A 23483-nucleotide genomic window follows, 5' to 3' on the forward strand; every position below is an offset into this window, starting at 1 on the left:
CGTCATGGCAAAGGCTCCCGTTCTCACCCCCCAGGCGGACGATTTCCCGCGCTGGTACCAGGACCTGATCAGCAAGGCCGAGTTGGCCGACAACGGCCCGGTGCGCGGCACCATGGTCATCCGGCCTTACGGCTACGGCCTGTGGGAGCGGATGCAGCAGGACATGGACGCGCGGATCAAGGAAGCGGGCGCGCAGAACGCGTACTTCCCGCTCTTCATCCCGCAGTCGTACCTGACGCGCGAGGCCGAGCACGTCGAGGGCTTCGCGCCCGAGCTCGCGGTCGTGACGCACGCCGGCGGCAAGGAGCTGGAAGAGCCGATCGTCGTCCGGCCCACGTCCGAGACGATCATCAACGAGTACTTCTCCAAGTGGGTGCAGAGCTACCGCGACCTGCCGCTGCTGATCAACCAGTGGGCGAACGTGGTCCGTTGGGAGCTGCGCCCGCGGCTGTTCCTGCGCACCACCGAATTCCTCTGGCAGGAGGGCCACACCGCCCACGCCACGTACGAGGACGCGCGCGCCTACGCCGCCCGGATCCAGAAGGACGTCTACGCGGACTTCATGGAGAACGTGCTGGCGATGGACGTCGTCCTCGGCCGCAAGACCGCCAAGGAGCGGTTCGCGGGCGCGATCAACACCCTCACCCTGGAAGGGATGATGGGTGACGGCAAGGCGCTCCAGCTCGGCACCAGCCACGAACTGGGGCAGAACTTCGCCAAGGCGTTCCACACGCAGTACCTGTCGAAGGACGGCACGCAGGAGCACGTCTGGCAGACGTCCTGGGGCAGCACGACGCGGATGATCGGCGCCCTGGTGATGACGCACGGCGACGACAACGGGCTGCGGGTGCCGCCGAGGCTCGCGCAGACCCAGGTCGTGGTGCTGGCGATCAAGGGCGACGAGGCGGTCGTCGCCAAGGTGCGGGAGATCGGCGAGACGCTGCGCGCGGCCGGGCTGCGCGTGCACGTGGACGACCGCACCGACACCCCCTTCGGCCGCCGCGCGGTCGACTGGGAGCTGAAGGGCGTGCCCGTCCGCGTCGAGATCGGGCCGCGCGACCTGGAGGCGGGCACCGCGATGCTGGCCCGCCGGATTCCCGGCGGCAAGGAGCCGGTCGCGATCGACACCCTGGCCGACCTGCTGCCCAAGGTGCTCGAAGAGGACCAGGCGACGCTGCTGCGCGAGTCCCGCGAGCGCCGGACGTCCCGCACCGTGGACGTCACGACGATCGAGGAGGCCGCCGAGGCCGCCGCCACCGGCTGGGCCCGCATCCCCTGGGCCGACCTCGGTCCCGAGGGCGAGGCCAAGCTGGCTGAGCAGGGCGTTTCCGTACGCTGCCTGGTCGCGCCCGACGGTTCGGTGCCGGACGCCGACGACACCCCGGGCACGCTGGCGATCGTCGCGCGCGCCTACTGAGGCCGCTCGCGTCCGCTGACCGAAAAGCGGCGTGCGTTATATGTGAATCGTCCGTCGATGGGGCGGGTGCGCGGGTTCTCCACAGACCTGCACACCCGCCCTTCGTCATGCGCATCATCCGGAACTGACCGATCAGTGCAAATTATTTACGGTAGCCCGGTATCGGAACACCGGGAGCGCCCGGCTCGTTGTCACGGCGTGAGCACGACACCACCTGTTCTCGCCGCCGAGCTGGCAGTCGCCTGGGCCGATATTCAACGGCACCATCCCGAGCTGCCCGACCTGGCCGCGCCCGAGTCCCTGATCGGAGAGTCGTCGTCCGCCTGCGGCAACGAGCTCTCCTTCGAAAGGCTGCTGCACGAGGCCGTGCACGGGATCGCCGCTGCCCGCGGAATCCGTGACACCTCGCGTGCCGGCCGCTACCACAACCGCCGATTCCTGGCCATCGCCGACGAAATGGGCCTCGATCACGCGGAGGAGCCGCACCCGAGCAGCGGCTTCTCCCTCGTGGTGATGCGCCCGGACACCCGGAAGCGTTACCGGGTCACCATCGACCGGCTACAGCGCGCCCTCAAGGCGCACACCGTGGCCACCACCGCCGACACCGCACGCTCCTTCCGCGGGCCGGCCGCCAGGCACGGCTCGTCGGGCGGCGGGGTACGGGTCAAGGCCGTGTGCGACTGCGGGCGCAATGTCCGGGTCGTCCCGTCGGTGCTGGCCCAGGCGCCCATCATGTGCGGGGCCTGCGGGCAGCCGTTCCGGATCCCGGAGGTCGTCGGGGTCGGCTGAGTGTGGCAGAATGTCCAGTCGAGAACTCGACAGCCGTGCAGGAACCCTCTCTCCTTCGGCTGACGCGTCCACCGGGCGCGACGACTCCCACAACCCCACGTGGAAGTCCGCTGTGCCCAAACACGTCAATTCCAGGAGAACCCACTCCCGTGGCAGTCAAGATCAAGCTGAAGCGTCTGGGCAAGATCCGTTCGCCTCACTACCGCATCGTCGTCGCCGACTCCCGTACCCGCCGTGACGGCCGGGCCATCGAGGAGATCGGCCTGTACCACCCGGTGCAGAACCCCTCGCGCATCGAGGTCGACTCGGACCGCGCGCAGTACTGGCTCTCCGTCGGCGCTCAGCCGACCGAGCCCGTGCTCGCCATCCTGAAGCTCACCGGCGACTGGCAGAAGTACAAGGGCCTCGATGCCCCGGCACCGCTGCTCGTCGCCGAGCCGAAGGCCGACAAGCGCGCCCTCTTCGAGGCCGCCGCCAAGGACAGCGCGGACGAGCCCAAGGGTGAGGCGATCACCCCGAAGGCGAAGAAGTCCGAGAAGTCCGAGAAGAAGGCCGATGACACCGCCGAGGCTCCGGCCGCGGCCGAGTCGACCGAGGCCTGAGCATGCTCGAGGAGGCCCTTGAGCACCTCGTGAAGGGCATCGTCGACAATCCTGACGATGTGCACGTGGGTATGCGCACCCTGCGTCGCGGCAGCGTGCTCGAGGTCCGGGTGCACCCCGACGACCTCGGCAAGGTGATCGGCCGCAACGGCCGTACCGCCCGCGCGCTGCGTACCGTCGTGGGCGCCCTCGGCGGCCGTGGTGTCCGTGTCGACCTCGTCGACGTGGACCAGGTTCGCTGAGCGGGCCGACACAGAGAACACCGGCGCGGGCCGGGGGTGGCAGTCGCCGCTCCCGGCCCGCGCCGCGTTCGTACCCTTTTCATCCCTGTTCCGGAGTCGGAGAGTGAGCCGTACATGCAGTTGGTAGTCGGCAGGATCGGCCGCGCCCACGGCATCAAGGGCGAGGTCAGCGTCGAGGTGCGGACCGACGAGCCGGAGTTGCGGCTCGCGCCCGGAGCCGTCCTCGCCACCGACCCGGCCGCCACGGGCCCGCTGACCATCGCCACCGGACGCGTGCACAGCGGCCGGCTGATGCTGCGCTTCGAGGGCGTCGCCGACCGCACCGCCGCCGAAGCGCTGCGCAATACGCTGCTGATCGCCGAGGTCGACCCGGAGCAGACGCCGGAGGACCCCGAGGAGTTCTACGACCATCAGCTCATCGACCTCGACGTGGTGACGGTCGACGGCCGCGAGGTCGGCCGGATCGCCGAGATCAGCCATCTCCCGTACCAGGACCTGCTGATCGTCCGGCGGCCTGACGGCACCGAGGTGCTCATCCCGTTCGTCGGCGAGATCGTGCCGGAGATCGACCTGGAGGAGCAGCGCGCGGTGATCGACCCGCCGCCGGGGCTGCTGGAAGAGGCCGACGCGGAAGTGGCGACGTCCGGCGAGGGCGCGGGCGGCACCACGTCCGGCGACGCCACGGATGACGGTGCCACTGATGCCGACGCCACGGATGACGGCGCCACGTCCGGCGACGACGCGGACGGCGTGTGACATGCGGATCGACGTCGTCACGATCTTCCCCGAGTACCTGGAGCCGCTGAACGTCTCGCTGGTCGGCAAGGCGCGGGCGAGCGGGCGGCTCGACGTGCGGGTGCACGACCTGCGCGGGTGGGCGTACGACCGGCACAACACGGTGGACGACACCCCGTACGGCGGCGGACCCGGCATGGTCATGAAGACCGGCCCCTGGGGCGAGGCGCTCGACCAGACCCTCGCCGACGGCTACGAGGCGGGCGCCCGCCGCCCCGCGCTCGTCGTCCCCACCCCCAGCGGCCGGCCCTTCAGCCAGGCGCTCGCCGTCGAACTCTCCGCCAGCCCCTGGCTGATCTTCACACCCGCCCGCTACGAGGGCATCGACACCCGCGTCACCGACGAGTACGCGACCCGGCTGCCGGTCCACGAGGTCTCCATCGGCGACTACGTGCTGGCCGGCGGCGAGGCGGCGGTCCTGGTGATCACCGAGGCGGTGGCCCGGCTGCTGCCCGGCGTCCTCGGCAACGCCGAGTCGCACCGCGACGACTCCTTCGCGCCGGGACCGATGGCCAATCTGCTGGAGGGCCCGGTCTACACCAAGCCGCCGCAGTGGCGCGGGCGCGGCATCCCCGACGTGCTCCTCAGCGGCCACCACGGCAAGGTCGCGCGCTGGCGGCGGGACGAGGCGCTGCGCCGTACCGTCGCCAACCGGCCCGACCTGGTGGAGCGTTGCGACCCCGCGGCCTTCGACAAGAAGGACCGCGAGATGCTCTCCATCCTCGGCTGGGGGCCCGGCCCCGACGGCCGATTTGGGCCCAGCCCGGAGACCGTGGAAGAATGAGCCGCTGCTGTCCGTCCGGCGCGCGCCCCTGCCACAGGGGGAACGACGTCCGTCCGACGCGGCGGCACCCCATTTTTTGGCAAATCCGCATCGCGACATTCCGTCGATGACCTGTGGCATCGGCGAGGAAGCAGAATCTCATGCCCAACCTGATCGACAGCGTCAACAGCGCCTCGCTGCGCACCGACGTCCCGGCCTTCCGCCCCGGCGACACCGTCAACGTCCACGTGCGCGTCATCGAGGGCAACCGCTCCCGTGTGCAGCAGTTCAAGGGTGTTGTCATCCGCCGCCAGGGCGCGGGCATCAGCGAGACCTTCACGGTCCGCAAGGTCAGCTTCTCCGTCGGCGTCGAGCGCACGTTCCCCGTGCACACCCCGATCGTCGAGAAGATCGAGGTCGTCACCCGCGGTGACGTCCGTCGCGCGAAGCTGTACTACCTCCGTGAGCTGCGCGGCAAGGCCGCGAAGATCAAGGAGAAGCGCGACAACTGATCCATGGGAAGGCCGGATAAGCTCTGGCCTCGATGGACAGCGAAGCGACACTTCCGGAACGCGACCGTTCCTCTCCCGCCGACGAGGCGGATACGGAGGAGCGGTCGCGTTTCGTCGTGTCAGGAGGCGATGCGGCGGGTCCCGGATCCCGGTCCCCGATGCGGGTCCTCGTGCGCGAGGCCGTGCCGCGCTGGTGGGCGGAGTGGCGGCGTACGGTGCTGCTCGCGGTCGGCTGCGTCGTCGCGCTGCTGCTGGTGAGCACGTATGTCGTGCAGCCCTTCCAAGTGCCCAGCGGCTCCATGGAGAACACGCTGCGGGTCGGCGACCGGGTGCTGGTCAACAAGCTGGCGTACCGTTTCGGCGGCCATCCGCGGCGCGGGGACGTGATCGTCTTCGACGGCGACGGATCGTTCACTCAGCAGGGTGGGACGGACTACGTGAAGCGCGTCATCGGCATCGGCGGCGACCGCGTCACCTGCTGCGACAAGCAGGGCAGGCTGCTGGTCAACGGCCGCCCGCTGGACGAGGGCTACCTCTTCCCCGGCGACGCCCCCTCGCGGGTACCTTTCGACATCGTGGTGCCGGACGGAAGGCTGTGGGTGATGGGCGACCACCGCGACGACTCCCGCGACTCACGGGACCACCTCGGGGAACCGGGCGGCGGCACCGTACCGCTCGGCAAGGTGATCGGCCGGGCCGAGTGGATCGGCTGGCCGTTCGGCCACTGGACCCGGCTCAACCGCCCCGCGACCTTCGCCGCCGTCCCCGCACCCGCCGCGGGTCACCATGGGTAACCGCGGGCGGCCCCGCTACGGCCACCACCGCGCCGCCCCGGTGACGGGCGCGGCGGGCTCCGGCGCGGGCGGCGCCCCGGGAAGCGGCACGGGCGACGGCGCGTACGGCGGACCGCACGGCGGCGGCAGCACCCGTATCGAGCGCCGCAAACTGGCCCGCAAGGTCAAGCGCAAGCGCCGCCGCTCGCTTGCCAGGGAGGTGCCGCTGCTGGTCATGGTGGCCCTGCTGATCGCGCTGGTGCTCAAGACGTTCCTGCTCCAGGCGTTCGTCATCCCGTCCGGGTCGATGGAGCAGACCATCAAGATCGGCGACCGGGTGCTGGTCGACAAGCTCACCCCGTGGTTCGGCGCCGAGCCGCACCGCGGTGACGTCGTGGTCTTCAAGGACCCCGGCGGCTGGCTGCCGCCCGAGGAGCAGAAGAAGCCCGACCCCGTGGTGATCAAGCAGGTGAAACAGTTCTTCACCTACATCGGCCTGCTGCCGTCCGCCGACGAGCAGGACCTGATCAAGCGGGTCATCGGCGTCGGCGGCGACACCGTGAAGTGCTGCGACGCCGACGGGCGCATCACCGTCAACGGCGTGCCCCTCAGTGAGCCGTATCTTTACGCCGGTAATCCACCCTCAATGATGAAATTCACCGTGCACGTACCCCAGGGCAGGCTCTGGGTGATGGGCGACCACCGGTCGGATTCGGCCGACTCGCGGTACCACACGGACAAGCCCGGAGGCGGCACGATTCCGCTGAATCTGGTGGTGGGAAGGGCCTTCGTCATCGCCTGGCCGTTCGGTCACTGGGAGCGACTGAAGGAACCCGGCACGTTCGCGTCCGTCCCCGACGCGCAGGTGGCGGCGACCGCGGCCACAGCCGGGACGGCTAGGGTGGCCCAGGCCAACAACGGCCAAGGAACGAGCCAGACACCGACTCCTGCGGAACTCCCGCTCGTTATGGGAGTGGCGGGCCTGCGCCGGAAACGGGGCAGGCGGCGGACTGGAGTGAGGAGTGGATGTGGGGGACCTGGTGGTCGGCGCACGGTCTGGATCCGGCGAGCCCGAAAAAGGGGATGTCACGGTGCCGTCTGTCGACAAGTCGGAGGCCGATGGCCGAGTCCCCGAGCCCGCGGACAGTACGGAGTACGGCGGCGGGCAGTACCCGGGCGGCGGGTCGTACCCCGGCAGCCACGCCGATGCGGGTCAGGTTCCCGGCCAGGCTCCGGAGGCCCCCGTGGGGCCGGCGGACGGCACGGACCCGCGGGACCCCGCGGCGGGCGGTCCCGCTGACCGCCCCCAGGGCCCCGGCGGCCCCGGGGACCCCGGCTCGGGTGACGAGCCGCCGTCCCACTCCTCGGGCGGCTCCGCGAGCAAGAACCGGTCGTTCTGGAAGGAACTGCCGCTCCTGATCGGCATCGCGCTGGTCCTGGCGCTGCTGATCAAGACCTTCCTGGTGCAGGCGTTCTCCATCCCGTCCGACTCCATGCAGCACACGCTGGAGCGCGGCGACCGCGTCCTGGTCGACAAGCTCACCCCCTGGTTCGGCTCCAAGCCGAGCCGCGGCGAGGTCGTCGTCTTCCACGACCCGGGCGGCTGGCTCGGCGAGAATCCGCCCGCCAGCGGCAACGCGGTGACCAGGGGCGTGCAAAAGGGCCTCAGCTTCATCGGCCTGATGCCGTCCGCCGAGGAGAAGGACCTGATCAAGCGGGTCATCGGCGTCGGCGGTGACACGGTCGAGTGCAACGGCACGGGACCGGTGAAGGTCAACGGCAAGGCGCTGGACGAGCCGTACGTCTTCGCGGGCAACACCCCCTGCACCCCCGACCGGCCGTTCAAGGTCACCGTGCCCAAGGGCCGGATCTGGGTCATGGGCGACCACCGCCAGGACTCCCTCGACTCCCGGTACCACATGACACTGCCCGGCGGCGGCACCGTGTCCGACAACGAGGTCGTCGGCCGCGCCGTGACGGTGGCCTGGCCGGTCAACCGCTGGGACTGGCTCTCCATCCCCAGCACCTTCAGCCAGCCGGGCATCAACGCGGCGGGCACCGCGGGCCCGGCCGCGGTGGGCCTCCTCGGTGCCGCGCCGCTGGTGCTGATGCGCCGCCGCAAGCTGCTGCGCGCACAGCCGCCGGTCACTGCGGAGACGGAAGAGGACTGACGGACGTACCCGGCCCGCGGCGGCGGGCGCCCGATCGAGCACCGACGGGCGTCCGGGCCTACGGTCCGGGGCGTACCGCCGGGTAGGGTTCCGGTCCATGAGCAGCAGCAGTGCGATACGCAAGGGTGAGGGCCGGTTCGGACGTACGGTGTCCGGGCTGGCCATCGCTCTTGGCTGTGCCCTGTTCCTCGGCGGCTTCGCCTGGGGAGCGGTCGAGTACCGGCCGTACACAGTGCCCACCAATTCCATGCAGCCGACCGTGCAGCCGGGCGACCGGGTGCTGGCCCAGAAGGTCTCCGGCTCCGATGTGCGCCGCGGCGACGTGGTGGTCTTCCAGGACAAGCTCTGGGGCGACCTGCCCGAGGTCAAGCGGGTCGTCGGCGTCGGCGGCGACGTCGTCAAGTGCTGCGACACCCAGAGCCGCCTCACGGTGAACGGCACGGCGGTCGACGAAGAGGGCTATCTCGACGGCTCCGACGCCTCTGCCGCGCCCGGTGGCTCCGGCCTTCCCGGCGTTCCCGCCTCCGTGACGAAGTTCAGCACCACGGTGCCGCGCGGCTCGCTCTTCCTGCTCGGTGACAACCGCGCGGTCTCCCAGGACTCCCGTATCCGCCTCAGCGACGCCCAGCACGGCGCGGTCCCCGTGAGCGCCGTGAAGGGCCGCGTGGGCGGCACGGTGTGGCCCATGGGGCGGATGGGGACGCTGTCGCCCACGACCGCCTTCAAGGCCGTGCCGGGCGGAGGTACGTCCGCCGAGGGGCCGCTGCGCTGGATCGTCGTCATGGTGGTCGTGGGCGCCGTGCTGATTCTCGGCGGCGCGGCGTACGGACCGGTGGCCGGGCTGCTGAGGCGGCGCAGGTGACCGTGGTGCGTCGGCGCGTCGCCCGTGTGGTGCTGCTCGACCCGGCGGACCGGATCCTGCTGCTGAACGGCGTCGATCCGGCCGATCCGGCGGTGGGCTCGTGGTTCACGCCGGGCGGCGGGGTCGAGGGCGGTGAGAGCCTGGAGGAGACGGCGCTGCGCGAGCTCGCCGAGGAGACCGGCATCACCGATGTACGGCTCGGCCCGGTGCTGTGGGAGCGGACCAGCTCCTTCAGCTTCGACGGGCGGCGCTGGGAGCAGGACGAGTGGTACCACCTGGGCCGTACCGACACCGTCGACATCGACACCAGCGGCCAGACGGACCTGGAACGCAGAAGTGTCTCGTCGTTGCGCTGGTGGACCTGCGAGGAACTTTTGCGCACTCGTGAGACGGTGTACCCCATCAGACTCGCTGAGCTGCTGCGTACGCTGCTCGGCGAAGGCCCCCCGCAATCCCCGATCCCCCTGGGGACGGAGCGCGACTGACGCACAATGGGGGGCACGTACGGCTGAAGGGGAACATGCCATGAGCGCCGAGGACCTCGAAAAGTACGAGACCGAGATGGAGCTGAAGCTCTACCGGGAGTACCGCGATGTCGTTGGCCTGTTCAAGTACGTGATCGAGACCGAGCGACGCTTCTACCTCACCAACGACTACGAGATGCAGGTGCACTCGGTCCAGGGTGAGGTCTTCTTCGAGGTCTCGATGGCCGATGCCTGGGTCTGGGACATGTACAGGCCCGCCCGCTTCGTCAAGCAGGTCCGTGTCCTCACGTTCAAGGACGTGAACATCGAGGAGCTGAACAAGGCGGATCTGGATCTGCCGTCGGACGAGTCGGGCTTCAATAGTTGAAGCTGAGGCCCTTTTGAGGGGGCCTTCGGGGGTGCCGGTGCGCTCTTGGTGGGGCGCGGGCCGGGTGCTGGCGCGGGCCCAGGCGCGGGGCGCGGTGCGGGGTCGCGGCGCGGGCCCCGGTGCATGGGCGCGGCGCGGGTTGCGGTGCGGGGTCGCGGCGCGGGTCGCGGGGAGTTATCCACAGGCTGGGACCAAGATCATCTTCGGCGGTCGAACTCTGTCACAGTGAGTGACGGAGGTGGTACGCATGAACGCACGAGGTGCGCTGGGGCGGTACGGCGAGGGGCTGGCGGCCCGCAGGCTGGAGGACGCGGGACTGACCGTGCTCGACCGGAATTGGCGGTGCGGGCGCGACGGGGAGATCGACATTCTGGCGTCCGAGGGGGACGCCCTGGTGGTGTGCGAGGTGAAGACCCGCCGTGACGGCGGCTTCCAGCACCCCATGGCGGCGCTCGGGCCGCGGCAGATCCACCGGCTGCGGTCGCTCGCCGACCGCTGGGCGGCGGAACACGGCGGCGCGCCACCGGGCGGCGTGAGAATCGACCTGGTCGGCGTCCTGCTGCCCGCCCGCGGCGCGGCCCGCGTCGAGCATGTGCGGGGGGTGGCGTGATGGGCTTCGCCCGTACGTGCTCGGTCGCGCTGATCGGCGTCGAAGGCGTCGTGGTCGAGGTCCAGGCCGACCTCGAACCCGGCGTGGCGGCCTTCGCCCTGGTCGGACTGCCCGACAAGAGCCTCACCGAGAGCCGCGACCGGGTGCGCGCCGCGATCGTGCACAGCGGCGAGGTCTGGCCGCAGAAGAAGCTCACCGTCGGCCTCAGCCCGGCCTCGGTGCCCAAGGGCGGTTCGGGGTTCGATCTCGCCGTGGCGTGTGCGATCCTCGCCGCCAACGACCGCATCGCCCCCGGATCCATCGCCGATCTCATGATGATCGGTGAGCTGGGACTCGACGGACGGGTCCGCCCGGTCCGGGGGGTGCTGCCCGCCGTCCTGGCGGCGGCCGACGCCGGATACCGGCACGTCGTGGTGCCGGAGCGCACCACGGCCGAGGCATCCCTGGTCCCCGGCGTCTCCGTCCTCGGCATCCGCACCCTGCGGCAGCTCGTCGCCCTCCTCAACGACGAGCTGGCCCCCGAGGAGGACCAGGACCCGGCGCGGGCGGACGGCCGCCCCGACCCGATACTGGCCGGGCTGACCGTGCCGGGCGGCGGCGTCGGGACCGGACTGGCCGGCAGCCTCGGCGACGCCTCGCTCACCGGCCACGGCCCCGACCTGGCCGACGTCGCCGGACAGCGGACCGCCCGCACCGCGCTGGAGGTCGCTGCCGCAGGCGGACACCATCTGTATCTGAAGGGCCCGCCGGGCGCGGGCAAGACGATGCTCGCCGAGCGGCTGCCCGGCATCCTGCCGCCGCTCACCCGCCAGGAGTCCCTGGAGGTCACCGCCGTCCACTCGGTGGCGGGCATCCTCCCGCCAGGACGGCCCATGGTCGACGCCCCGCCGTACTGCGCGCCGCACCACTCGGCCACCATGCCCTCGCTGGTCGGCGGCGGCAGCGGACTGCCCCGACCGGGCGCGGTCTCGCTCGCCCATCGCGGGGTGCTGTTCCTTGACGAGGCTCCGGAATTCAGCGTGCGGGCGCTGGAGGCGCTGCGGCAACCGCTCGAATCGGGCCATGTCGTGGTCGCCCGCGCGGCGGGCGTGATGCGGCTCCCTGCCCGCTTCATGCTGGTGCTCGCCGCCAACCCCTGCCCCTGCGGGCGCTACTCGATGCTGGGCGAGGGCTGCGACTGCTCGCCCACCGCCGTCCGCCGCTACCAGGGCAGGCTTTCTGGGCCGCTGCTGGACCGCGTCGACCTGCGCGTCGAAGTGGAATCCGTCAGCAGATCCGACCTCCTCGGCCAGGGCCCCGGCGAATCCACCGCCACCGTCGCCGCCCGGGTCGTCGCCGCCCGCGAGCGTGCCGCGACCCGCTACCGGGACACCCCCTGGAAGCTGAACAGCGAGATCCCCGGCCACGAGATGCGCACCCGCTGGCACGTCGCCCCCGGCGCCCTGCACCCCGCCGAGCGCGACATGGAACGCGGCCTGCTCACCGCCCGTGGCCTCGACCGCGTCCTGCGCGTTGCCTGGTCCCTCGCCGACCTCGCGGGCCACGACCGCCCCGATGTCGACGACGTCTTCCAGGCGCTCCACCTCAGGACCGGTGTCAGCCGCGGCGTGCCCGTAGCGGGAGGTGTGTGATGCGGCGGCGGAGGGGGTCGCCGGGCCCCGATGGGGCCGGGCCGCCGGGGGAGGAGACGGCCACTGGTTCAGCCGCCGAGGTTGGCGCAGGGAGGGTCCGGGGTTCGCAGGCCGCCGATGGCTCTCAGGTCGGCCTCGTAACCGGTGGGGCCGGGCCACCGACGCTGGCGGTGCCCCCGCCGACGGTGCCCGCTTTGGCGGTACCTGCCTTGGCGGCTGCCGTGCCGGAGGCGGAGCGGTTGGCGCGGGTGGCGATCACGCGGATCGCCGATCCCGGGGACGAGGTGGTGGGGCGGGCGCTGCGGGAGAGGGGAGCCGAAGAGGTGCTGCGCGCGCTACGGGAGGGGGAGGCGCTGCCCGGAGCCGGTCCGCGCCGGACCGACGGATACCGGACGCGGTCGGTTCGGGCCGACCCCGAGCGGGATCTGGAGGCCGCACGCCGGGCCGGAGGACGGTTCGTGTGCCCCGAGGACGCCGACTGGCCGGGGCAGTTGGACGACCTCGGGCCGCAGCGCCCGTACGGCCTGTGGGTACGCGGGCAGCCGTCGCTACGGCTGTGGGCACTGCGCTCGGTGGCCGTGGTCGGCGCACGGGCCTGCACCGACTACGGCGCCCACATGGCGGCGCGGCTCGGCGGGGGACTGGCGCGGGCGGGCTGGGTGGTGGTCTCGGGAGCCGCCTACGGGGTGGACGGTGTGGTGCACCGGGGCGCGCTGCGGGCGGGCGGCGCCACCATCGGCGTGGTGGCCAGCGGCGTCGATGTGCCGTACCCGCCGGGCAACACCCAGTTGATCGGCGAGATCGCCGAACGCGGCCTGCTCGTCGGTGAACTGCCGCCGGGCGACCACCCCACCCGCAGCAGATTCGTGCTGCGGAACCGGGTGATCGCCGCCCTGACCCGCGGCACGGTGGTGGTCGAGGCGCGCTACCGCAGCGGTTCCCTGGTCACCGCGCGGCGGGCCGCCCAGTTGGGGCGGGTGACGATGGGGGTGCCGGGGCCCTGCACGAGCGGTCTGTCGGAAGGGGTGCACGAACTGCTGCGCGGAGACGCCGTGGTGGTGACCGACGCGGCCGAAGTCATCGAGATGGTGGGGGAGATCGGCGCCGACCTCGCACCCGCCCGCCGCGGACCCGTACTGCCGCGCGATCTGCTCGACCCGGCGGCGGCCCGCGTACTGGAAGCGCTCCCCGGTCAAGGGGACGCCTGCGAAGAGGAGATCGCCCTCGCCGTGGGGTCCACCAGCGACGACACGCTGAGACGGCTCTACGAATTGCAGGCCCTCGGCTTCGTCGAACGCGACGACGGGCGGTGGAAGTTGGTCCGTACCGCGCACGACGGCGCGCCGCGTCGGGAGGGTTGACGCCATCGACACACCATCAGGTGACAGGAAACCGCCGTGACCTGGGACGATCGTAGGACCGGCCGCGGGCGGCCCGGCGGCCCACCATGATGACCCGAGGGGCTCCCGCGCGGGCCCCGTACCGGGCGGTATAGCCGGTCCGGTGAGCGCGCACCGGTAGAGGAACGTATCTGCGCATGTCCCATACGGATGATGTAGCAATAAGCGACACTATGGTCACGCTACGCTCGCGGAGGCTCGATTTCCCGCCCACGTCTCGGCAGAACGGCTCAAAACGGCACATGCCCCAGTACACCCCCGGGTCCGAGCGGGCGACGGCGGCGACCGCCCCCCGCACCTCCCCTCGGCCAGCCGCCCCCACGTCGCTCGACGAACTGTGGCGGACCTATAAGTCCACGGGGGACGCCCGGCTGCGGGAGCAGTTGATCCTGCACTACTCGCCGCTGGTGAAGTATGTGGCGGGCCGGGTCAGCGTCGGACTCCCGGCCAACGTCGAGCAGGCCGACTTCGTCTCCTCCGGGGTGTTCGGACTCATCGACGCGATCGAGAAGTTCGACCCGGAACGCGCGATCAAATTCGAGACCTACGCGATCACCCGTATCCGCGGCGCCATGATCGACGAACTGCGCGCGCTCGACTGGATCCCGCGCTCCGTCCGGCAGAAGGCGCGCGCCGTCGAACGCGCCTACGCCACCCTTGAGGCCAAGCTGCGCCGCACTCCGAGCGAGCCCGAGGTGGCGGCGGAGATGGGCGTCGGGATCGAAGACCTGCACGCGGTGTTCAGCGCGCTGTCCCTGGCCAACGTCGTCGCGCTGGAGGACCTCCTGCACGCGGGCGGGGAGGGCGGCGACCGGCTCAGCCTCGTCGACACCCTGGAGGACACCGGCGCCGACAACCCCGTCGAGGTCGCCGAGGACCGTGAGCTGCGCCGACTGCTCGCCCGCGCGGTCAACACCCTTCCCGAACGCGAGAAGACCGTCGTCACCCTCTACTACTACGAGGGCCTGACACTCGCCGAGATCGGCCAGGTACTCGGCGTCACCGAAAGCAGGGTCAGCCAGATCCACACCAAGTCCGTCCTCCAACTACGGGCAAAGCTGGCCGACGTCGGGCGCTGACAGGCGCGGCGCAGTGTCTACAGTGGTGGGATGCCCAGGATTCGAGCGGCCTCGGTGGCCGAACACCGGACGATGCAGCGCCAGGCCCTGCTGGACGCCGCGCGTTCGCTGCTGTCCGAGGGCGGCACGGAGGCGCTGACCTTCCCCGCCCTGGCCGAGCGCACCGGACTGGCGCGCTCCTCGGTCTACGAGTACTTCCGCTCCCGCGCCGCGGTGGTCGAAGAGCTGTGCGCCGTGGACTTCCCCGTCTGGGCCGCCGAGGTCGAGGCCGCCATGCAGGCCGCCGACACCGCCGAGGGTCAGATCGAGGCCTACGTACGCAGTCAGCTCGCGCTGGTCGGCGACCGCCGCCACCGCGCCGTCGTCGCGATCTCCGCCGGTGAACTGGACGCGGGCGCCCGCGAGAAGATCCGTGCCGCCCACGGCGGCCTGGTCACGATGGTCGGCGCCGCCCTCGCGGCCCTCGGTCACGCCGAGCCCCGCCTGACCGCCATGCTCCTGCAAGGCGTGGTCGACGCCGCGGTCCGCCGGATCGAACTCGGCGCCGCAGAAGACCCCGTCCACATCACCGAGTCGGCCGTCACGATGGCGCTGCACGGGGTGACCGGCCACCCCTGACCCGGGCTGCCGCCTCCGCCTTCCGTTCCGTCCCGTCCGCCGCCGCGCCGAACACCGGCAGCAGCCGGGAGGGCCCCGCGCGCAGCAGCCACGGCGGCAGCAGGGTCAACGGGTCGAGGTAGACGTCACCCCGCAGGAGGCCCCAGTGGAGGCAACCGGGTGAGTGGTGGACGGCGGAGTCGGTCACCACTCCCAGCGGCCCGCCCGCGGCGAGCCGGGTGCCGACCGCGACCGTCCCCCGTACCGGCTCATAGGTGACGCGCAGGCTCGCGTCCGGCCGGTCGAGCCGCAGCACGACGACATCGGTGCCCGCCACCTTCCCCGCGAAGGTCACCTCGCCGGGAGCCGCCGCCCGCACCACGCTCCCCGGCCCCGCGCGTAAGTCGACCCCGCGGTGTCCCGCGGCATAGGGCGTCGCGGGCGGCTCGAAGGCGCGCAGCACCGCCGGCCGCCCCCGTACTCCCGGCCCTGCCACGGGCCAGCAGCGCGCGTCCGAGCTGGCGCCCGCGCACCCCGCGCCGCCCGCCGTCCCCGTGCCGCCCGCCGTCCCCGTGCCGCCGGCCGTCCCCGTGCCGCCCGCCGTATCGGCGCCGCTCGCCGTTCCCGCGCCGCCAGCCGTCCCCGTGCCGCCGGGGAGGGCCGTCAGCAGAGCTGTCATCACCACCGTCAACCACATGTGAAGTGCCATGGCACGAGCATCCCGGATCCGGGCGGCGAAAGATGATCATGGTCCTGGCCTGTGGATAACTCGGGTGTCGCCCGGCACTCCACCGGTCCCGTACACTTTCTCTGGCGATCCGGGTCACCGGGTCGACTTCGCACGCCCCGCCACCCACTCCCCTCATCGGGACGGTGGCCGCGCCCCTCGGTCCCTCGTGGCACGGCGCGTCGGGACGTCAGGCGCGACCGCCGTCCGGCGGTCGCGATAACCGAGTACCTCAAGGAGTACGGCCATGGCCGTCGTCACGATGCGGGAGCTGCTGGAGAGCGGCGTCCACTTCGGGCACCAGACCCGTCGCTGGAACCCGAAGATGAAGCGCTTCATCTTCACCGAGCGCAATGGCATCTACATCATCGACCTGCTCCAGTCGCTGTCGTACATCGACCGCGCCTACGAGTTCGTCAAGGAGACCGTCGCGCACGGCGGCTCCATCATGTTCGTCGGCACCAAGAAGCAGGCGCAGGAAGCCATCGCGGAGCAGGCCTTCCGCGTCGGCATGCCCTACGTCAACCAGCGCTGGCTGGGCGGCATGCTCACCAACTTCTCGACCGTCTACAAGCGCCTCCAGCGCCTGAAGGAGCTCGAGGAGATCGACTTCGACGACGTGGCCGCGTCCGGCCTCACGAAGAAGGAGCTGCTGGTCCTCTCCCGCGAGAAGGACAAGCTGGAGAAGACCCTCGGCGGCATCCGCGAGATGCAGAAGGTGCCGAGCGCCGTCTGGATCGTCGACACCAAGAAGGAGCACATCGCCGTCGGTGAGGCGCGCAAGCTCCGCATCCCGGTCGTCGCGATCCTCGACACCAACTGCGACCCCGACGAGGTCGACTACAAGATCCCGGGCAACGACGACGCGATCCGTTCCGTCACGCTGCTCACCCGTGTGATCGCCGACGCCGTCGCCGAGGGCCTCATCGCCCGCTCCGGTGCCGCCACCGGTGACAAGAAGGCCGAAGGCGTCGCCGAGCCGCTCGCCGAGTGGGAGCGTGACCTGCTCGAGGGCGAGAAGAAGGCCGACGAGGCGCCCGCCGCCGACGCGACCGCCGCCGCTGCCGAGGCGCCCGCCGCCGAGGCCGAGGCTCCGGCCGACGCCGCCCCGGCCGACGCCGAGACCGCCGAGGCTCCGGCCGACGCCGCCCCGGCCGCCACGGAGGGCGAGTCCGAGCAGGCCTGAGCCTGTTCCGACCCGTACCGACGGCACACCGGCACCACCGGTCAACCGCACAGCAGCAGGACGCGTATCGCGTACGACGCGTACGACGTGAACCACGCGTGACGACGGCGGGGGCCCATGCCCCCGCCGTCCACCCGTAGATCCACCGACCATTCGGGAAGAGACTTAAACCCATGGCGAACTTCACCGCCGCTGACGTCAAGAAGCTCCGCGAGCTGACCGCCGCGGGCATGATGGACTGCAAGAACGCCCTTGTGGAGGCCGAAGGCGACCTGGACAAGGCCGTCGAGATCCTTCGGGTCAAGGGCCAGAAGGGCGTCACCAAGCGCGAGGGCCGCTCGGCCTCCAACGGTGCGGTCGTCTCCCTGATCGCCGCCGACAACTCCGAGGGCGTCCTCGTCGAGCTGAAGTGCGAGACGGACTTCGTCGCCAAGGGCGACAAGTTCGTCGCCGTGGCCGACGCCATCGCCGCCCACGTCGCCGCCAGCAAGCCGGCCGACATCACGGCGCTGCTCGGCTCCGAGATCAAGGACGGCCAGACCGTCCAGGCGTACGTGGACGAGGCGAACGCCACCCTCGGCGAGAAGATCGTGCTCGACCGCTTCGCCCAGTTCTCCGGCACCTACGTGACCTCCTACCTGCACCGCACCAGCCCCGACCTGCCCCCGCAGGTCGGCGTCCTGGTCGAGCTGGACAAGGCCGACGCGCAGGTCGCCAAGGACGTCGCCCAGCACATCGCCGCCTTCGCGCCGACCGCCCTGTCCCGCGACGAGATCCCGGCCGAGACGGTCGAGAACGAGCGTCGCGTCGCCGAGGCCACCGCCCGCGAGGAGGGCAAGCCCGAGGCCGCCCTGGCGCGCATCGTCGAGGGCCGGGTGAACGGCTTCTTCAAGGAGAACGTCGTCCTGGAGCAGGCCTTCGCGAAGGACTCCAAGAAGACCGTCCAGAAGGTGCTGGACGAGGCCGGCGTCACGCTGAAGCGTTTCGCGCGTTTCCGCGTCGGCGTCTGATCGCGCTGGACACGAAAGCAGCGAATGACCGACGGCCCGGCTAGGGTCGTACGCGGTCGGCCGCCCGCCGACCGGCCGCAGATGTGACGAGGAGGCCATTGCCGTACAGGGAACCCACGAGGACCCGCGGCAATGGCCTCCTTCGTACGTGCACGAGGAGATCTCCATGGACAAAGGCGCCGATACGGCCCACCACACCACCGCCCACCGCCGCTATCTGCTGAAGCTGTCCGGCGAGGCGTTCGCCGGGGGAGGCGGTCTCGGAGTCGATCCCGACGTCGTGCACGCCATCGCCCGCGAGATCGCCGCGGTCGTCGCGGACGGCTACGAGATCGCCCTCGTCGTCGGCGGCGGCAACTTCTTCCGCGGCGCCGAACTCCAGCAGCGCGGCATGGACCGGGCCCGCTCGGACTACATGGGCATGCTCGGCACGGTCATGAACTGCCTGGCCCTCCAGGACTTCCTGGAGAAGGAGGGCGTCGAGACCCGCGTGCAGACCGCGATCACCATGGGCCAGGTCGCCGAGCCGTACATCCCGCTGCGGGCCGTACGGCACCTGGAGAAGGGCCGCGTCGTCATCTTCGGCGCCGGTATGGGCATGCCGTACTTCTCCACCGACACCACCGCCGCCCAGCGGGCCCTGGAGATCGACGCGGCGGCCATGCTGATGGGCAAGAACGGGGTCGACGGGGTCTACGACTCCGACCCCAAGCTGAACCCGGACGCGGTGAAGTTCGACGCCCTGGAGTACGGCGAGGTCATCACCCGCGACCTGCGGGTCGCCGACCTCACCGCGATCACCCTCTGCCAGGACAACAAGCTGCCGATCCTCGTCTTCGAGCTGCTCGCCGAAGGGAACATCGCGCGGGCCGTGAAGGGTGAGAAGATCGGCACGCTGGTCAACGACCGGGGCTCCAGGGCTTAATGACCGCCCGAGCGCCGGGTGGTGACACGTCCCGGTTCGCCCGGTCCGGGGATGGACAACAGGCTGCCGGTCGGACACCGTGCAGGAAAGACGCGCGCAGGGGCCCGACCGTCAGGCTCCGCCTTCTGAATACCAGGAGCACATGGTGATTGAAGAGACCCTCCTCGAGGCCGAGGAGAAGATGGAGAAGGCCGTCGTCGTCGCCAAGGAGGACTTCGCGGCGATCCGTACCGGCCGGGCGCACCCCGCGATGTTCAACAAGATCGTGGCCGAGTACTACGGCGCGCCCACCCCGATCAACCAGCTCGCCTCGTTCGCGGTGCCCGAGCCGCGGATGGCGGTGATCACCCCCTTCGACAGCAGCAGTCTGCGCAACATCGAGGAGGCGATCCGCAACTCCGACCTCGGCGTCAACCCGAGCAACGACGGCCGGATCATCCGGGTGGCGTTCCCGCAGCTCACCGAGGAGCGGCGCCGGGAGTACATCAAGGTCGCCAAGACCAAGGGCGAGGACGCCAAGATCTCGATCCGCAGCGTCCGCCGCAAGGCCAAGGAGACCCTCGACAAGCTCGTCAAGGACGGCGAGTCGGGCGAGGACGAGGTGCGCCGCGCGGAGAAGGAGCTGGACGACACGACGTCGAAGTACGTCGCCCAGGTCGACGAGCTGCTCAAGCACAAGGAAGCCGAGCTGCTGGAGGTCTGACCGGGCCGGGCCCCCGGGCCCGCCCCGGAAACACGCCCCGGACATCTCAGTCCGTCCGGACACGCCCGTCCGGACACGCCCGTCCGGACACGCCCGTCCGGACACGCCCGTCCGGACACGCCCGTCCGGACACGCCCGTCCGGGCACCGTTCCTGACGCCCGTCCGGACACCGGCAGTACGACCGTATGCACGATCCCGCCCTCAGCCCTTCCCGGCCGACACACGACGACGCGAGGCGAAGCTCAGTGAACGACTCTTCCTGGGGCGCTTCGCCACGCGCCGGTCACTGGGGAGCGCCCGAGGACACGGTCACCAACGGCGCGGCCGACGGCTCGATTGCGGATGACACGATCATCTATCCGGCGGGTTCCGCACCCGATTCCGGGCGCGGCAGGAAGACTCCTCCTATGCCAACCGCCCCGGAGCCGACACCGCCGCCGCAGCCCCCCGCGAAGAAGTCCGCAGGGCGGAATCTGCGCGCGGCGATAGGGGTCGGCCTCGGCCTCGGCGCGGTCATCGTCGCCTCGCTCTTCATCGTGAAGGCGGTGTTCGTCGGCGTCGTGGTCGTCGCCGCCGCCGTCGGCGTCTGGGAGCTGACCTCGCGGCTGGCGGAGCGCAAGGGCATCCGCGCCCCGCTGATCCCGATCGCGGCCGGCGGTACGGCGATGATCATCGCCGGGTATCTGCGCGGCGCGGACGGCGCCTGGGTGGCGATGGCCCTCACCGCGCTCGCCATCCTCGTGTGGCGCATGACGGAGCCGCCCGAGAACTACCTGCGCGACGTCACCGCCGGCGTCTTCGCCGCCTTCTACGTGCCCTTCCTGGCCACCTTCGTGGTCATGATGCTCGCCGCCGACGACGGCCCGCGCCGCGTCCTGGTCTTCCTGCTGCTCACCGTGATCAGCGATACCGGCGCCTACGCCGTCGGCTGGCGCTTCGGCAAGCACAGGCTCGCGCCCCGCATCAGCCCCGGCAAGACCCGCGAGGGCCTGCTCGGCGCGATCTCCTTCGCCATGGTCGCGGGCGCCCTGCTCATGCAGTACGTCATCGACGACGGCCGCTGGTGGCAGGGCCTCCTCCTCGGCCTCGCCGCCGCCGTCAGCGCCACCCTCGGCGACCTCGGCGAATCCATGATCAAGCGCGACCTCGGCATCAAGGACATGGGCACCCTCCTGCCGGGCCACGGCGGCATCATGGACCGCCTCGACTCCCTGCTCCCCACCGCCCCCGTCGTCTGGCTCCTCCTGGCCGTCTTCGTCGGCACCGGCTGACCCCCCGACGGCCCGCCGCCCGAGCGACAGCCCCCGGACCAGCGGGCGACCGGCCGACCCATTTCGATCTGCGACACTTGTCAGATCATGCCTGTACCCGGAGAACTCACTTTTGCCGCGCCGCGTGGGGCCAAGAAGCCGCCGCGGCACCTTGCCGACCTCACTCCCGTCGAGCGGCGGGAGGCGGTGGCCGCGCTCGGGGAGAAGCCGTTCCGGGCGAAGCAACTGTCGCAGCACTACTTCGCGCGGTACGCCGACGATCCGGCGGCGTGGACGGACATTCCGGCCGCGGCGCGGGGGAAGCTGGCGGAGGACCTGCTGCCGGAGCTGATGACGGTGGTGCGGCACGCGTCGTGCGACGACGGGGACACCCGTAAGACGCTGTGGAAGCTGTTCGACGGGACGCTCGTCGAGTCGGTGCTGATGCGGTACCCAGACCGGGTCACGATGTGCATCTCCTCGCAGGCGGGCTGCGGCATGAACTGCCCGTTCTGCGCGACCGGGCAGGCCGGTCTCGACCGGAATCTGTCCACCGCCGAGATCGTGCACCAGATCGTCGCGGGCATGAAGAGCCTGCGCGACGGCGAGGTGCCCGGGGGGCCCGCGCGGCTGTCGAACATCGTCTTCATGGGGATGGGCGAGCCGCTGGCCAACTACAAGCGCGTGATCGGCGCGATCCGCCGCCTCACCGACCCCGAGCCGGACGGCCTCGGCCTGTCGCAGCGCGGCATCACCGTCTCCACGGTCGGCCTGGTCCCGGCGATCTACCGGTTCGCCGACGAGGGGCTGAAGTGCCGCCTCGCGGTCTCGCTGCACGCGCCCGACGACGAGCTGCGCGACACCCTGGTGCCGGTCAACACCCGCTGGAAGGTCCGCGAGGTGCTGGACGCGGCCTGGCACTACGCCGAGGTCTCCGGCCGCCGGATCTCCATCGAGTACGCGCTGATCCGGGACATCAACGACCAGGCGTGGCGCGCGGACCGGCTCGGCCGGATGCTGAAGAACCACCGGGTGCACGTCAATCTGATCCCCCTCAACCCCACGCCCGGCTCCAAGTGGACGGCCTCCCGGCCGGAGGACGAGCGGGCGTTCGTCGCCGCGCTCGAGTCCCACGGCGTGCCCGTGACCGTACGGGACACTCGCGGCCAGGAGATCGACGGCGCGTGCGGCCAGCTCGCGGCCTCGGAGCGCTGAGGCGCCGGGCGCGATAGGGGCCAGGCGCTGACCAGCCCTTTCGCACCTGCTGCTATCGTGCACGTGCAATCACACAAGTACGTACAAGTGAACATTCCGACAGGGGAGCGCCTGAGACGGCGCTGAGAGTGCGGCCCACGAGACCGCAGACCCTCGGACCTGATCCGGGTCATACCGGCGTAGGGAGTCTGCACAGATGAACACCATCCGTCGGCGTGCCATCGGCGCGCTCGTCCTGGCCACGGTCGGCGCCACCGCGCTCGCCGCGTGCGGCAGCGACTCGGGCGGCACCAAGACCAGCGGCGGCAGCACGTCCAAGACCGTGACGCTGGTCAGCCACGACTCCTTCGCGGCGTCCGACGCCGTGCTCAAGGACTTCACCAAGGAGACCGGCTACACGGTCAAGGTGCTGCGCGGCGGAGACGCGGGCGCGGCCGTCAACCAGGCGATCCTCACCAAGGACCACCCGCAGGGCGACGTCTTCTTCGGCGTCGACAACACGCTGCTGTCCCGCGCGCTCGACAACGGCCTGTTCACCCCGTACGCGGCCAAGGGCCTCGACCAGGTGCCCGCCGACCTCCAACTCGACGCGGCCAAGCACCGGGTGACGCCCATCGACTCCGGTGACGTCTGCGTCAACTACGACCGGGCGTACTTCACCGCGCACAAGCTGGCCCCGCCCGCCACCTTCGCGGACCTGGTCAAGCCGGAGTACAAGAACCTGCTGGTCACCGAGAACGCCGCGACGTCCTCGCCCGGTCTGGCCTTCCTGCTCGGCAGCGCCGCCGCCTACGGGGACTCCGACTGGCAGTCGTACTGGAAGAAGCTCAAGGCCAACGGCGTCGAGGTCGTGGACGGTTGGGAGCAGGCGTACAACGACCGCTTCTCCGGCTCCTCGGCAGGCAAGAAGGCCAAGGGCGACAAGCCGCTGGTCGTGTCGTACGCGTCCAGCCCGCCCGCCGAGGTCGTGGGCGTCACCCCCGCGCCCGCCCAGTCCCCGACCGGGGTCTCCACCGGCACCTGCTTCCGGCAGATCGAATTCGCCGGGCTGCTGCACGGCGCGAAGAACACCGCGGGCGGCCAGGCGCTGATCGACTTCCTGCTGAGCAGGACGTTCCAGGAGGACATGCCCCTCCAGATGTACGTCGACCCGGTGCGCAAGGACGCCACCGAGCCCGAGGTGTTCACCAAATACGGCGCGAAGATCACCGACCCGAAGACGCTGGCGCCCGACAAGATCGCCGCCAAGCGCGACGAGTGGGTCAAGGCATGGTCGTCGATCGTCCTCAAGTGACGCCCGGCGCCGAAAAGACGGACGCGGCCGATACGTCGGGCCACGCCGATACGACGGATACGACCGGCACGGCGGAC

Annotated in this window: 25 protein-coding genes, 1 pseudogene and 1 riboswitch; of the genes and pseudogenes, 25 read left to right on the forward strand and 1 reads right to left on the reverse strand. The window is 71.0% G+C overall.

The annotated features are described in order from the left end of the window. Nucleotides 1–4: 4 nt before the first annotated feature. The 18 genes and pseudogenes from proS to ACIO6U_RS26965 all read left to right on the forward strand — a co-directional run bounded on the left by proS (nucleotide 5) and on the right by ACIO6U_RS26965 (nucleotide 15116). Entirely contained in the window at nucleotides 5–1417 is a 1413-nt protein-coding gene (gene proS / locus ACIO6U_RS26880) for a proline--tRNA ligase (RefSeq protein WP_355346380.1), read from the forward strand. A gap of 198 nt (nucleotides 1418–1615) precedes the next feature. Then, nucleotides 1616–2206: a hypothetical protein gene (locus tag ACIO6U_RS26885; RefSeq protein ID WP_188281222.1), complete on the forward strand. Its 591-nt coding sequence runs from the start codon at nucleotides 1616–1618 to the stop codon at nucleotides 2204–2206. Between the two features lie 149 nt (nucleotides 2207–2355). Then, nucleotides 2356–2808 (forward strand): 30S ribosomal protein S16, encoded by a 453-nt coding sequence (gene rpsP / locus ACIO6U_RS26890; RefSeq protein ID WP_355346383.1) that lies wholly within the window; start codon nucleotides 2356–2358, stop codon nucleotides 2806–2808. Nucleotides 2809–2810: 2 nt separating this feature from the next. Continuing rightward, complete coding sequence (locus tag ACIO6U_RS26895) at nucleotides 2811–3050, forward strand: RNA-binding protein (protein WP_355346386.1); 240 nt, start codon at nucleotides 2811–2813, stop codon at nucleotides 3048–3050. A 114-nt stretch (nucleotides 3051–3164) separates the two neighbouring features. After that, nucleotides 3165–3806 carry a ribosome maturation factor RimM gene (gene rimM / locus ACIO6U_RS26900; protein WP_401722969.1) on the forward strand — a complete coding sequence of 214 codons (642 nt, stop codon included), beginning with the start codon at nucleotides 3165–3167 and terminating at the stop codon, nucleotides 3804–3806. 1 nt (nucleotide 3807) lies between these two features. After that, nucleotides 3808–4629 (forward strand): tRNA (guanosine(37)-N1)-methyltransferase TrmD, encoded by an 822-nt coding sequence (trmD, locus tag ACIO6U_RS26905; RefSeq protein WP_401722971.1) that lies wholly within the window; start codon nucleotides 3808–3810, stop codon nucleotides 4627–4629. A gap of 140 nt (nucleotides 4630–4769) precedes the next feature. Continuing rightward, a complete protein-coding gene (rplS, locus tag ACIO6U_RS26910; RefSeq protein ID WP_093716565.1) occupies nucleotides 4770–5120 on the forward strand; it encodes a 50S ribosomal protein L19 in 351 nt (116 codons plus the stop codon). Between the two features lie 32 nt (nucleotides 5121–5152). Beyond that, nucleotides 5153–5914 carry a signal peptidase I gene (gene lepB / locus ACIO6U_RS26915; protein ID WP_401722974.1) on the forward strand — a complete coding sequence of 254 codons (762 nt, stop codon included), beginning with the start codon at nucleotides 5153–5155 and terminating at the stop codon, nucleotides 5912–5914. Beyond that, the gene (lepB, locus tag ACIO6U_RS26920) at nucleotides 5907–7193 is read left to right on the forward strand and encodes a signal peptidase I (protein WP_401722976.1); all 1287 of its coding nucleotides are present in this window, start codon (nucleotides 5907–5909) and stop codon (nucleotides 7191–7193) included. Before lepB (ACIO6U_RS26915) ends, lepB (ACIO6U_RS26920) begins: the two co-directional genes overlap by 8 nt. Beyond that, entirely contained in the window at nucleotides 7138–8064 is a 927-nt protein-coding gene (lepB, locus tag ACIO6U_RS26925) for a signal peptidase I (protein WP_401306124.1), read from the forward strand. Before lepB (ACIO6U_RS26920) ends, lepB (ACIO6U_RS26925) begins: the two co-directional genes overlap by 56 nt. 97 nt (nucleotides 8065–8161) lie before the next feature. Then, the gene (gene lepB, locus ACIO6U_RS26930) at nucleotides 8162–8926 is read left to right on the forward strand and encodes a signal peptidase I (protein WP_401722980.1); all 765 of its coding nucleotides are present in this window, start codon (nucleotides 8162–8164) and stop codon (nucleotides 8924–8926) included. A 5-nt stretch (nucleotides 8927–8931) separates the two neighbouring features. Next, nucleotides 8932–9411 (forward strand): NUDIX hydrolase, encoded by a 480-nt coding sequence (locus ACIO6U_RS26935; RefSeq protein WP_401723112.1) that lies wholly within the window; start codon nucleotides 8932–8934, stop codon nucleotides 9409–9411. Nucleotides 9412–9451: 40 nt separating this feature from the next. Next, complete coding sequence (locus ACIO6U_RS26940; RefSeq protein WP_188281213.1) at nucleotides 9452–9778, forward strand: DUF2469 domain-containing protein; 327 nt, start codon at nucleotides 9452–9454, stop codon at nucleotides 9776–9778. Nucleotides 9779–9901: 123 nt separating this feature from the next. Next, nucleotides 9902–10388: pseudogene (locus ACIO6U_RS26945) on the forward strand (YraN family protein). After that, complete coding sequence (locus tag ACIO6U_RS26950; protein ID WP_401722983.1) at nucleotides 10388–12019, forward strand: YifB family Mg chelatase-like AAA ATPase; 1632 nt, start codon at nucleotides 10388–10390, stop codon at nucleotides 12017–12019. Before ACIO6U_RS26945 ends, ACIO6U_RS26950 begins: the two are co-directional and overlap by 1 nt. After that, complete coding sequence (gene dprA / locus ACIO6U_RS26955) at nucleotides 12019–13380, forward strand: DNA-processing protein DprA (protein WP_401722986.1); 1362 nt, start codon at nucleotides 12019–12021, stop codon at nucleotides 13378–13380. The genes ACIO6U_RS26950 and dprA overlap by 1 nt, the downstream gene beginning before the upstream one ends. 281 nt (nucleotides 13381–13661) lie before the next feature. Continuing rightward, entirely contained in the window at nucleotides 13662–14498 is an 837-nt protein-coding gene (gene whiG / locus ACIO6U_RS26960) for an RNA polymerase sigma factor WhiG (RefSeq protein WP_355346480.1), read from the forward strand. 30 nt (nucleotides 14499–14528) lie between these two features. After that, on the forward strand, nucleotides 14529–15116 hold the full coding sequence (locus tag ACIO6U_RS26965; protein WP_401722989.1) for a TetR/AcrR family transcriptional regulator: 588 nt from the start codon (nucleotides 14529–14531) through the stop codon (nucleotides 15114–15116). On the opposite strand, the gene ACIO6U_RS26970 is transcribed toward ACIO6U_RS26965, so the two are convergent. After that, the gene (locus ACIO6U_RS26970) at nucleotides 15079–15804 is read right to left on the reverse strand and encodes a peptidoglycan DD-metalloendopeptidase family protein (RefSeq protein ID WP_401722992.1); all 726 of its coding nucleotides are present in this window, start codon (nucleotides 15802–15804) and stop codon (nucleotides 15079–15081) included. The genes ACIO6U_RS26965 and ACIO6U_RS26970 overlap by 38 nt on opposite strands. A 265-nt stretch (nucleotides 15805–16069) precedes the next feature. Here ACIO6U_RS26970 and rpsB point away from each other — a divergent pair, with 265 nt between their 5' ends. From rpsB to ACIO6U_RS27005, 7 genes are all read left to right on the forward strand, one after another. Further along, entirely contained in the window at nucleotides 16070–17008 is a 939-nt protein-coding gene (rpsB, locus tag ACIO6U_RS26975; RefSeq protein WP_401722995.1) for a 30S ribosomal protein S2, read from the forward strand. A gap of 173 nt (nucleotides 17009–17181) precedes the next feature. Beyond that, complete coding sequence (gene tsf / locus ACIO6U_RS26980; RefSeq protein WP_391050340.1) at nucleotides 17182–18018, forward strand: translation elongation factor Ts; 837 nt, start codon at nucleotides 17182–17184, stop codon at nucleotides 18016–18018. Nucleotides 18019–18184: 166 nt separating this feature from the next. Continuing rightward, nucleotides 18185–18943, forward strand: coding sequence for a UMP kinase (gene pyrH / locus ACIO6U_RS26985; RefSeq protein WP_355346495.1), 759 nt, complete (start codon nucleotides 18185–18187; stop codon nucleotides 18941–18943). A 145-nt stretch (nucleotides 18944–19088) separates the two neighbouring features. Then, complete coding sequence (frr, locus tag ACIO6U_RS26990) at nucleotides 19089–19646, forward strand: ribosome recycling factor (protein ID WP_188281238.1); 558 nt, start codon at nucleotides 19089–19091, stop codon at nucleotides 19644–19646. 246 nt (nucleotides 19647–19892) lie between these two features. After that, nucleotides 19893–20918 (forward strand): phosphatidate cytidylyltransferase, encoded by a 1026-nt coding sequence (locus tag ACIO6U_RS26995; RefSeq protein ID WP_391161444.1) that lies wholly within the window; start codon nucleotides 19893–19895, stop codon nucleotides 20916–20918. An 87-nt stretch (nucleotides 20919–21005) separates the two neighbouring features. Continuing rightward, a complete protein-coding gene (gene rlmN, locus ACIO6U_RS27000) occupies nucleotides 21006–22112 on the forward strand; it encodes a 23S rRNA (adenine(2503)-C(2))-methyltransferase RlmN (RefSeq protein ID WP_355346501.1) in 1107 nt (368 codons plus the stop codon). Nucleotides 22113–22203: 91 nt separating this feature from the next. After that, nucleotides 22204–22315, forward strand: a riboswitch (TPP riboswitch). Beyond that, nucleotides 22309–23406, forward strand: coding sequence for a thiamine ABC transporter substrate binding subunit (locus ACIO6U_RS27005; RefSeq protein ID WP_401723000.1), 1098 nt, complete (start codon nucleotides 22309–22311; stop codon nucleotides 23404–23406). It overlaps the preceding riboswitch by 7 nt. Nucleotides 23407–23483: the final 77 nt, after the last annotated feature.

The organism is Streptomyces sp. NPDC087422 (assembly GCF_044744145.1).
Lineage (GTDB): Bacteria > Actinomycetota > Actinomycetes > Streptomycetales > Streptomycetaceae > Actinacidiphila.

Bases quoted from the DNA above. Each gene is read 5' to 3' on its own strand.
- ACIO6U_RS26940 (WP_188281213.1), top strand. From the start codon at position 9,452: ATGAGCGCCGAGGACCTCGAAAAGTACGAGACCGAGATGGAGCTGAAG.
- lepB (WP_401722980.1), top strand. From the start codon at position 8,162: ATGAGCAGCAGCAGTGCGATACGCAAGGGTGAGGGCCGGTTCGGACGT.
- whiG (WP_355346480.1), top strand. From the start codon at position 13,662: ATGCCCCAGTACACCCCCGGGTCCGAGCGGGCGACGGCGGCGACCGCC.
- rpsB (WP_401722995.1), top strand. From the start codon at position 16,070: ATGGCCGTCGTCACGATGCGGGAGCTGCTGGAGAGCGGCGTCCACTTC.
- ACIO6U_RS26965 (WP_401722989.1), top strand. From the start codon at position 14,529: ATGCCCAGGATTCGAGCGGCCTCGGTGGCCGAACACCGGACGATGCAG.
- ACIO6U_RS26970 (WP_401722992.1), bottom strand. From the start codon at position 15,804: ATGGCACTTCACATGTGGTTGACGGTGGTGATGACAGCTCTGCTGACG.
- lepB (WP_401722976.1), top strand. From the start codon at position 5,907: ATGGGTAACCGCGGGCGGCCCCGCTACGGCCACCACCGCGCCGCCCCG.
- ACIO6U_RS26895 (WP_355346386.1), top strand. From the start codon at position 2,811: ATGCTCGAGGAGGCCCTTGAGCACCTCGTGAAGGGCATCGTCGACAAT.
- ACIO6U_RS26950 (WP_401722983.1), top strand. From the start codon at position 10,388: ATGGGCTTCGCCCGTACGTGCTCGGTCGCGCTGATCGGCGTCGAAGGC.
- rplS (WP_093716565.1), top strand. From the start codon at position 4,770: ATGCCCAACCTGATCGACAGCGTCAACAGCGCCTCGCTGCGCACCGAC.
- pyrH (WP_355346495.1), top strand. From the start codon at position 18,185: ATGGACAAAGGCGCCGATACGGCCCACCACACCACCGCCCACCGCCGC.
- dprA (WP_401722986.1), top strand. From the start codon at position 12,019: ATGCGGCGGCGGAGGGGGTCGCCGGGCCCCGATGGGGCCGGGCCGCCG.
- lepB (WP_401722974.1), top strand. From the start codon at position 5,153: ATGGACAGCGAAGCGACACTTCCGGAACGCGACCGTTCCTCTCCCGCC.
- rlmN (WP_355346501.1), top strand. From the start codon at position 21,006: ATGCCTGTACCCGGAGAACTCACTTTTGCCGCGCCGCGTGGGGCCAAG.
- ACIO6U_RS27005 (WP_401723000.1), top strand. From the start codon at position 22,309: ATGAACACCATCCGTCGGCGTGCCATCGGCGCGCTCGTCCTGGCCACG.
- tsf (WP_391050340.1), top strand. From the start codon at position 17,182: ATGGCGAACTTCACCGCCGCTGACGTCAAGAAGCTCCGCGAGCTGACC.
- proS (WP_355346380.1), top strand. From the start codon at position 5: ATGGCAAAGGCTCCCGTTCTCACCCCCCAGGCGGACGATTTCCCGCGC.
- trmD (WP_401722971.1), top strand. From the start codon at position 3,808: ATGCGGATCGACGTCGTCACGATCTTCCCCGAGTACCTGGAGCCGCTG.
- rimM (WP_401722969.1), top strand. From the start codon at position 3,165: ATGCAGTTGGTAGTCGGCAGGATCGGCCGCGCCCACGGCATCAAGGGC.